10 protein-coding genes are annotated in these 9,471 nt (G+C 45.7%); all 10 read right to left on the reverse strand.

The window, feature by feature from the left end; translation table 11 throughout:
• Positions 1–287, reverse strand: a 287-nt coding sequence (locus H0Z23_RS08030) for a Rid family detoxifying hydrolase (protein ID WP_296868925.1), incomplete at its 3' end; no start/stop codon positions are given.
• 13 nt (positions 288–300) lie between these two features.
• Positions 301–1,128: a phosphoenolpyruvate hydrolase family protein gene (locus H0Z23_RS08035; RefSeq protein ID WP_296868926.1), complete on the reverse strand. Its 828-nt coding sequence runs from the start codon at positions 1,126–1,128 to the stop codon at positions 301–303.
• Between the two features lie 19 nt (positions 1,129–1,147).
• The gene (locus H0Z23_RS08040; protein WP_296868927.1) at positions 1,148–2,344 is read right to left on the reverse strand and encodes a Tm-1-like ATP-binding domain-containing protein; all 1,197 of its coding nucleotides are present in this window, start codon (positions 2,342–2,344) and stop codon (positions 1,148–1,150) included.
• 112 nt (positions 2,345–2,456) lie between these two features.
• Positions 2,457–3,020, reverse strand: coding sequence for a hypothetical protein (locus H0Z23_RS08045; RefSeq protein ID WP_296868928.1), 564 nt, complete (start codon positions 3,018–3,020; stop codon positions 2,457–2,459).
• A 27-nt stretch (positions 3,021–3,047) separates the two neighbouring features.
• Positions 3,048–3,377, reverse strand: coding sequence for a cupin domain-containing protein (locus H0Z23_RS08050; protein WP_296868929.1), 330 nt, complete (start codon positions 3,375–3,377; stop codon positions 3,048–3,050).
• Positions 3,378–3,410: 33 nt separating this feature from the next.
• Positions 3,411–4,601: a M20/M25/M40 family metallo-hydrolase gene (locus H0Z23_RS08055; RefSeq protein ID WP_296868930.1), complete on the reverse strand. Its 1,191-nt coding sequence runs from the start codon at positions 4,599–4,601 to the stop codon at positions 3,411–3,413.
• A 23-nt stretch (positions 4,602–4,624) separates the two neighbouring features.
• Complete coding sequence (locus tag H0Z23_RS08060) at positions 4,625–6,217, reverse strand: amidohydrolase (RefSeq protein ID WP_296868931.1); 1,593 nt, start codon at positions 6,215–6,217, stop codon at positions 4,625–4,627.
• Between the two features lie 149 nt (positions 6,218–6,366).
• Positions 6,367–7,374: a TRAP transporter substrate-binding protein DctP gene (dctP, locus tag H0Z23_RS08065; RefSeq protein ID WP_296868932.1), complete on the reverse strand. Its 1,008-nt coding sequence runs from the start codon at positions 7,372–7,374 to the stop codon at positions 6,367–6,369.
• 142 nt (positions 7,375–7,516) lie between these two features.
• Positions 7,517–8,818, reverse strand: a complete 1,302-nt coding sequence (locus tag H0Z23_RS08070) for a TRAP transporter large permease (RefSeq protein WP_296868933.1) — start codon at positions 8,816–8,818, stop codon at positions 7,517–7,519.
• 44 nt (positions 8,819–8,862) lie between these two features.
• Positions 8,863–9,471, reverse strand: a 609-nt coding sequence (locus tag H0Z23_RS08075) for a TRAP transporter small permease (protein WP_296868934.1), incomplete at its 5' end; no start/stop codon positions are given.

The following is a 9,471-nucleotide window of genomic DNA, read 5'->3' on the forward strand; positions in this document are numbered from 1 at the left end:
AAAAACCTCCCGTAAACTTCGTTAACAGCCTTGAAATCATCCATGTTCTTAGCAAAAACAGTTGCTTTCACTACATGTTCAAAGCCATATCCCTCGGCCTCTAATATTGCCTTTATGTTTTTGAAGACCTGCTCGGCCTGAGTTGGAGCATCACTACCTACCATCTCGCCTGTCTTAGGATCAATGGCTACTTGCCCTGATACAAATAGGAAATTTCCTACCCTCACTGCCTGGCTGTAAGGTCCCAACGCCGCTGGTGCATTCTCTGTTTTGACTATCTTTTTCATCTTCATTCCTCCCCTAAAATGTCAAATTGACGAACTTCTCTACCTGTGCCTTTATAGCCTGCTCGGTCGGAAGCCTTTCCATGCTGCTGGCACCATAAAAGCCATGTACGTACTTGCAACGTTTGAAGACATAGTCAGCATCCTCCGGCATGGCTATAGGCCCACCATGACACAGGACTATTATATCCTCCCTTACGCTTCTTGCAGCCTCTGCCCACTCATCTATGAGCTTCACGCACTCATCGAGGGTTTTAGCTGTCTTGGCTCCTATGCTCCCCTTGGTGGTAAGCCCCATGTGGCAGACAATCACGTCTGCTCCCGCTTTGGCCATCTCAACAGCATCTTCCGCACTGAACACATACGGGGTAGTCAAAAGGCCTTTCTCATGGGCTTTTCTTATAGCCTCAACTTCAAGGGCGTACCCCATTCCAGTTTCCTCCAGGTTCTGCCTGAAAACCCCATCTATCAGCCCGACAGTGGGGAAGTTTTGAACTCCCGCAAAACCTAAGGATACCAATTCATCCAAGAAATGGTCCCATATGACGAAGGGGTCTGTTCCGTTTATTCCTGCAAGTACGGGGACGTTTTTCACTACAGGAATAACTTCCCGGGCCATCTCTTTCACTATCTCGTTGGCGTTGCCATAGGCCAAAAGTCCAGCCAAAGAACCTCGCCCTGCCATTCTGTAGCGGCCAGAGTTGTATATGACAATTAGGTCTATCCCTCCAGCCTCTTCCCACTTGGCAGATATGCCAGTTCCGGCTCCTCCTCCGATTATAGGCTGGAGGGATTCAACTTTTTTCCTAAGTTTTTCCAGTATCTCTTTTCTTTTAGCCTTCATAAGGTTTAAAACCCCCTTTTTATTGATTAATTTCCTTAAAATTATCTACTAAAGCCTGGGCAAATTCGGGATCGTTTATATGGTAAGGAAGCCTTATTACCTTTCTGTCAGCAGTCTGAATTACGTTCTCTTCAATAGCTCTAAAGAGGGCTTCGTCCGCTTCCGGATCGTAAAAGGGCATGCCTTCAGCGTCTATCATGGAAACACCTTTTTCTGGAAGCAAAAATCGCACTGGCCCTTCACATTGGTTAAGTTTATTCGCTATCCATTTACCCATACGGTCATTCTCTTCCGGGGTAGTTCTCATTAGTGTGACCTGAGGGTTGTGGACATAAAGATTGCGTTCTCTGTACTTTTCAGGAACTGTATCCATGGCCCAGAAATTTACCATATCCAACGCCCCAACTGACCCCACATATGGAATCTTGGTGCGTATAATAGCTCCGAGCCTATCCTCGCCAGCGCTCATGACACCCCCCATGTGCAGGTCGCACACCTCTGTCAACGTAACATCTATAACGCTCTTCATAACACCCGAATCTATAAGCTTCTCCATAGATTGGCCGCCTGTACCCGTCGCATGAAAAACTAAGCAATCAAACCCTTCCTGAAGCTTTTCCCTCACCATGTTCACACATGGAGTGGTGACTCCAAACATGGTCATGCCAAGAAGTGGCTTGCTGTTCTCAGCTTTAGGAACTTCGTTTAAAATCATACCTGCCAAAGCATGGGCCGCATTCCCTAAGACCACCCTAGATATCCTGTTTATGCCAGCCACATCTGTTACTGAATACATCATTATTATGTCATTAGGACCTACATAAGGAGCCACATTACCTGAGGCCACAGTAGAGACCATAACCTTGGGAATCCCCACAGGAAGACGCCTCATAGCCGCCGTTGCAATTGAAGTGCCCCCTGAGCCACCAAGCCCAATTATTCCACCAAGGTCTTCTCTTGTAGCAATAAATTCCGGCAATGCCTCAGACATGGCACTAACCGCCTGCCCCCTGTCATTAACTTTAGTTAGAAAATCCTTGTCCGTAGGATGAAAGGAAGCTACTACGCTGTTTGGCACATCAACAGGGTTGTCATGTGGAAATATACCCGCATCGACCAGCACGGTCGGCACTCCAGCTTTTTCTATAAGGTCCCGCACATATGCCAACTCCTGATATTTAGTGTCACAAGTTCCAACAATATAGGCCTTCTTCATAACTTCCCCTCCTCAATGTTCACCATAATTTTTTCAAACTGCACACTCTCTATCCATGCATTAATATAATAACCTAACACCCTGACGGGTCAAGGTAAACTTACCCTGATTTTTATCCATCACCAGATGACAGCTTGGTGTCTTTTTTAAGCCTTATGGTATCTGCCGGTATGACTATCTTAAGCTCAAGCCCTCCATCCTTCGGTCTCAGCTTGGCTTCCTCTGGCTCCATCTCTACTAGAGGTACATTTTTAATTATCTTTTTCGTGGTTTGGAGAGTTTCTTCATCAAAACTATCTACCAGTTCTTCCAGTTGGTCGGCAAGTTCTTTAATTTTGGGGTTAATGTCATCCAAGATATCTTTCTGGGGCTTACTTTCATGAACAGATCGACTTGCTTTATCCAAATCGGGCTTTTCTAATATAAGCTCCTTTGGTTCCAACGGCTTACCCGTCCCTGCAGGTTTGAATTTATATACGTCACCCTGTCGAGTCGGTTGAGGCTTAGAGGTAGGAGTCCTCGTTTGAAGTGTATCCTCGCTTTTTTCTATTATTGCCTCTCTTTCTATCTTTTCTGTTATAACTGCGGTATCTTTTTGGTTCCTGATGATCGCAGCAATAAAACCCAATATAAGCGCCAACAAGACCACAAAGAGCAAAACAAACTTTTTCTTCATGTCTTTTTACTACTAGGCTAGATCTATCTAGCCTTTATAGTCCTCCCTTACAGGATAAAAAGCATCTATGACGCGACAAAAAGTTATCCCCTTTGCCTCGTGAGGCACACCAGACGGGATAACCATAACCGAGCCAGGGGCCAAAATCCACGTTCTGTCATCTACGACAAGCTGCAAAGTGCCCTCAATAACGTTTACTACTTGTTCATGTACGTGAGAATGCCTCTGCAAAAGCGCATCCTTTTCTATCTCCCACCAGGCTATCGTCATGCCTTCGGAATGAACAAATCTTCCCCGTACCCCTGGGGTGACTTCCTTTGGGGGAATGCTATTCATGTTATAATATTTTTTTTGCATTTACCCAAACCTCCTACTTTAAATATTTGTTTTTCAAGGTCTGTTAAGAAATGCTCTGATTAGGGCCTTATATCCCTCAAAGGCCGTAACAAGCTCATCTACCTCAACAAATTCTTCGCCATTTTCTCGCTTCATTAAGTCCCCAGGACCAAAAACTATGGTTGGAACACCCTTGACGGCAGCATAGTAGCTTCCGGAGGCAATGGGGGTGTCCAAGACTGTTTCAACGATAATGCCTTTTTTATTTAAAGCATCCATACAAGAGGCTAAAAATTTTTCTTTCTTTTCCCAAACCCAAGCCGGTTCAAATATCTCGACACTCGCTTTCGTTCCAGTATAGGTAGTTATATCCTCTTTTTTTATGGAAACGCTTACATCAAGGTCTAAATCAAAGGCTGCAACGCCATCGGCTATCATTCTTACTTCGTTTAGGACTTCTTCCTTATTCTCCCCAGGTAAGACGCGCCTATCAAATACGGCAACACACCTATCAGGAACACTCCACAAGGGCCCAGAAGAACTTGCCTTGATATCTATGATCTCCAGGCATCCCTCTCCCAGAGTGGGGTCCTCATGAGATAAAAATTCTTTCTCTATGGTGAGCAAGACAGGAAGCATTTTCCCTAAGGCGTTTACACCCTTCTTAAAAGCTGCTAGTGGTGCACACTTGCCATGGTTTTCCACTATTATCTCCGCTCTTCCCCTCTGACCAATACATACCTTAAGCCCCGTTGGGCCTCCAACTATCACATAATCTGGTTTGGTCTGCTCAAAAAGCTCTTGAGCGGCTAGTGGCGCGAAAAAAGAACCCGCTGAAATTCCAGCCACGATAACTTTACCCTTGACTTCCTTCGAAAGCTCCTCCTTTATTGCCACTGCAGCTAATGCAGAAGCTGCAAGAGAACCTTTATTTTCAGCTACCCCGCAGCTTGTAATTTTTTTGCCTTTTATTTTAGGCTTAAATCTGGTACCGTAAGGTTCCTCAAGGCAAAGGCTACTGTCTAAATTGGAGGCCAAAAGGACATTAGGCCCTTCTTCTCTAGATAAAGCCATTTCGCCAATGACGTTTCCAAGACGGTCACGCCACACTTTCTCAAACCCAAGATCTGTCATCATCTTCTCAAAGAGAATTGCTATCTCTTTCTCCTTGAATGGAGGACTTGGTATTTCGGCCAATTTGCCACACAAATGCACGACTTGTTCCTTATAATCCATCTTGGGCATAATTTATCCCTCCAAACCTGGATCTATTCCATGGCAGAGTAGATTTTCTCTCCTCCTCTGTAAACATCTCTTACCCTAACCCTTCCTAAATCTTCGGGGCTCATGTTCCAGGGGTCATCCTCAAGTACCACGAAATCTGCCAGCTTACCAGGCTCAAGTGTTCCTAGATCCCTGGACATCCCAATGGCTTTAGCCCCATTCTTAGTGTAAAGAGCTATAGCTTCGTCAAGGCTGAGTTTCTGTTCTGGATGCCACCCCCCAACAGGGGTCCTGTCTTTGGCTCTAACTCTGTTCACCGCTGCATCAATACCCAACCATGGATTTGGGTGTGCAGCAGGGCAGTCCGAGCTACCAGTAAGAAGAACACCATCATGCCATAACGATCCCCAAGCATAGGCATCCATTAAGGCTTCCTCAGGGATACCCGATTCTGCTATATCTATCTCATCGGCAAGGAAACGGGGCTGAATATCCACTATGAGCCCTAAGCTCGCTATCCTCTTCCTTTGATCGCTTTTTGCTATATAGCAATGAATTATGCGGTGTCTAAGGTAGGGCTTTGGCACCTCGGTCATGACAGCATCGAACACATCTAAAACCTGGTCTAGCGCCCTGTCGCCCACAGTATGAATAGCCACCTGAACACCTTGTTTTTGAGCTTCCAGCACCAAAGCGTAAAGGGCTTTGTCAGTATAATTAAGAGCACCCTTGTAGCCAGGCCTTCCTTTGTAATCAAAGGTCATGGCTCCAGTTTGGGCGCAAAACCCTCCATCACTAAAAAGCTTCAATCCTCCATAACGGATCATGTTATCGCCAAAAAAGGACTGCATCCTTTTATTTGGAAGGTCGTTGAAATGTATAGTTACTCTTTGCAGAAGTTTGCCCATTCGCCTCAAGTCCTGATATATGCCAAAGTTTTCCATTATTCCCAGGTGTTCTGCCGAGGTGGTGTTGAAAGCGGTTATGCCATAGGAGGCAAACTCGTACATGCATTTGGCCATCCTGTCCAGATGGTCATCAGTGTTTCCCATGCTTTTATGGTAGGCTTTGGCTATCCTATCCACCCCGCTCTCATAGATAACCCCAGAGAGCTCGCCATTTGCGTTTCTTTCCACTCCTTCTGGAATAGACCAACTCTCCAGGTAGCCACCCGCTTCAAGAGCTTTCGTGTTCACAGAATGGACATGAAAGCACATCCTGCTTAAAAATACAGGATTTTCTATAACGTCCAGATCTTCTCTTTTGGGCATTCGCTTTTCAAGAAAATTAGTGTGGTCAAAGTTCATGCCTCTTATCCATGAATTAAGCGGCAAACTTGCTGCCCGTTCCTTCAATTTGGCCACCACTTCCGATATGCTCTTGCACTTCGACAAATCTACAGCTCCCTTGCTCTCTGCATAGGCCGCAAAGTGTACATGAGTATCAATTAGACCTGGTATGACTCTCTTACCTTGCAGGTCCACTTTTTTAGCTTCTGGTGCCAGAGGATGGGCAGCCACTTCCCATACGGTACCAACTTCCAAGATTCTCTCACCCGCCACCAACATGGATTCCACCCTGCGTCCTGAGCCATCCATGGGAGAAAATACTCCGTTTGTAAAAAGAACCAACCTCATAATAATCTTCCTCTCCTTTTCTCCTAGTGGTTCATAAAATCCCTACTACATTATTCTACGCCATACAGAGGAAAAGTCACAGGAGGCGGGAACATTTGCGCTCCCGCCTCCTGTAATGAGATCATATTTACTGATGATTATCTTAAATCTTATTCTTTGAACGTAGCAAGTCGGATCTTCGTGTAAAGCTCCGTCCCAAGCATTTCCTTCATCTTAGGCCATACCAGCTTTCTCACCCTGTCAGCGCAAGCATTGAGTTCGTCCTGGGTCAGCATAACGATGGTCCAGCCAAACTCGTTCTTCAGCACGTTACGATAATGTTCGTCCTCCGTCTCAACCTGTTTCCACCTAGTGGCAGAAGCTTCGGCGGCTGTTTCCTGAATAACTTTTTGGATATCTGCAGGCAGGCTATTCCAAAGATCCTGGTTCATGACAATCCAGTGCTGTTCAAAGTAGTCGTTGTATTGAATCCATACCTTATTAACATCGCGGAACTGCCAAGCCTGGAAAGGAGGTCCACCCATCTGGCCATCGACTATTCCGGTCTGAATGGCGCTGTAGCACTCCGCGTATGGAATAGGAGTAGCTATGTATCCAAGTGCCTCATAGGTCATAGAACAAGCCTTGAGAGGCATGACTCGAACTTTCATTCCCTTGTCCACAGTTGGGTCGCCCGGGGAAGGTGGAACTTCCTTAAGGGAAACTCCTGCCATTCCAATGGGATAAACCGCAAGGGCCTTTATACCATGCGCTGACCAGAGATCCTTTATGATGTCATAAGCCCAACCTCCTGGAGCATATGCTTCTTTTGCTTCCTCAAGGTTGCTTACAACATAAGGCATGTAATAAGCAAAGTTGAGTTTCGGGTCGTACTGGGCATTGGCAATCTGGAAACCCATCTCAACTACCCCGCGTTGGATCAGCTCAAAGGTCTCAGTCCAGTCGCCAAGCTGGTTGCTCGGGAATATGTTTATCTTTACCTGGCCATTGGTCCTCTCGTAAACAGCGTCCGCAAACCAATGGGCCAACTTGTCATACGGCGTATCTGGTGGATTAGCATGTCCCATCTTAAACGTCCACTTCGGCCCGGCCCACGCTGCAACGCCGAGGGAGAGAACTAACGCCACAACCATAACTATTGCTAGAAACTTTCTCATCTCTAAAAACACCTCCTCTAATTTACCCTTACTCCTCACGAAGAGGAATACTAGGCCCGTCCTTAACAAAAATCTTACTCCTTCTCTCTTATGTCTCTTTTGACTCCACCCCCTCCCCTTCAGGGTTATTTTCAAAATAACGCTACTTAATACCCATAATTAGCTTAGGCAACCACATTGAAAGCCCTGGAATATATGTCGTTAAAATTATTACTGGGACCTGGGCAAAAAGCATAAATTTCAATGCTGGCTTAAAGTACTGATCTACAGAGGCCCCGCCTATTCTGCCTGCAAGATAAAGGATAGGGGCACACGGAGGTGTAACGTTGCCCAATCCCAGGTTCGTTCCCATGATTGCAGCAAAATGAACAGGGTGTACGCCAATTTTTATCATCAGCGGCAGGAGCAAAGGGGCAGATAACATGGTTCCACTGAAGTCGTCCATCATCATGCCTATAACAATGAGGAACAGGTTGACCATAAGCAGCAAAACATACTTATTGTCAGATACTCCCAGGATAAAATCAGCCAATTGTTGGGGTATGCGCTGCATAGTGTACACCTTTGCAAGAATGGACACGAAAAACAGCATTAAAACTGCAACCCCTGTAATAGAAGAGGAACTAATGAGCGCTTGGCCAAGGACTTTGGGGGTGAGCTCCTTATGGATCAAAAACCCTACAACTATGGCATAGGCCACAGCTATGGCTGCCGACTCGGTAGGTGTAGTAATCCCTCCGTATATGCCGCCAAGAATTATTATGGGCATCAGAAGGCTCCACATTCCCTGTTTGGTAGCTTTACCTATTACTTTCATCTTCTCATTAAAAGATATCTGAGGCTCAGTTTTCACAGTGCCGATCTTCTTAACTTCAAACCAGTTGACGATACACATAAGAATAGTGGTGAGAATCCCAGGAATAACTGTCGCCAAAAAACATGCCGCCACTGACTGCTGGGTGACCCATGCGTAAAGAATCATTGGAACGCTTGGCGGTATCAGCTGCCCTAATACCGAGGCGCAACCTACCATGGCGACAGAATAATATCGGGGATAGCCCAGCTCTTCGAGCCTAGGAATCATGATCCCTCCAATACATGCAACCGCCGATGAGCAGGTTCCTGAAATGGCGCCAAATATGGCACACGCAACTATGGTTGCCGCCCCCATGCCTCCCCTTAGTCTCCCCAAAAAGGCCTGAGCAAAAGTGGTTAGCCTCTCTGCTATTCCCGATGAAGACATAAGGGCTCCGGCCATGATGAAAAAAGGCACCGAAAGCAGCGTCAGAGAATTAAGAGCATAGTAACCGCTAGGAAGGAGGAACGAAAAACTTAAGTTGTTAACCACAGCCATGTATATTGCTGCAGTCATGAAACAGAAAGGCACGGGCAAGCCGCTTATAATCAAGCCTATTAACAAAATAAGGTTAATTGCAATGACCATCCATATCACTCCTTAACTAAATAATGAACAATTACCTGTTTTCATCAAGGAATACTAGAAGCTTCGCTTCCCCTTTTAGGTGTTTCTTCTTCCTCAATGAAATCCAGCGGTTTTTTGCCCGTCGCTTGTAGAAAATGGTCCACCAATTCTATGATGAAATAGAAGAACATAAGTATGGCTCCCACAAAAACACTGCTTTGAGAATAGACCATGGGGATCATCAAGGTACTTGAAAGCTGCCATCGGGTAATTCCCCATTGGAAATAGCCCCATCCCCAATAGACCATCATTCCGGAGAGGACAACCGATAAGGCCGATATAAAAACTTTAAACCATATCAGTTTTTTAGGGTCCTTTATGATAACCTGCATGAGATCTGCCTTAATATGAATCCGCTCTGCTGTACCCCATGAAGCTCCCATGAAATAGAGCCAAAACCCTACCATGGTCGCTATCTCTTCCACACCCATCAGGGGCATCACGAAAATGTAACGCAATACCACCTGTACCAGGACCAGCGTGAGGATTGTCATGGAAGAAAGAATCATTATGCCCTTTTGGGCATATTCCAGAAACTTCCAAAGCTTAGTGTTCATTATCCAAAGCATCCAATTGCCCCCTTCTGCCTTTCTGTATTTTAGTTCTATTTCTTT

Source organism: Thermovirga sp., assembly GCF_017656375.1.
Taxonomy (GTDB): Bacteria; Synergistota; Synergistia; order Synergistales; family Thermovirgaceae; genus Thermovirga.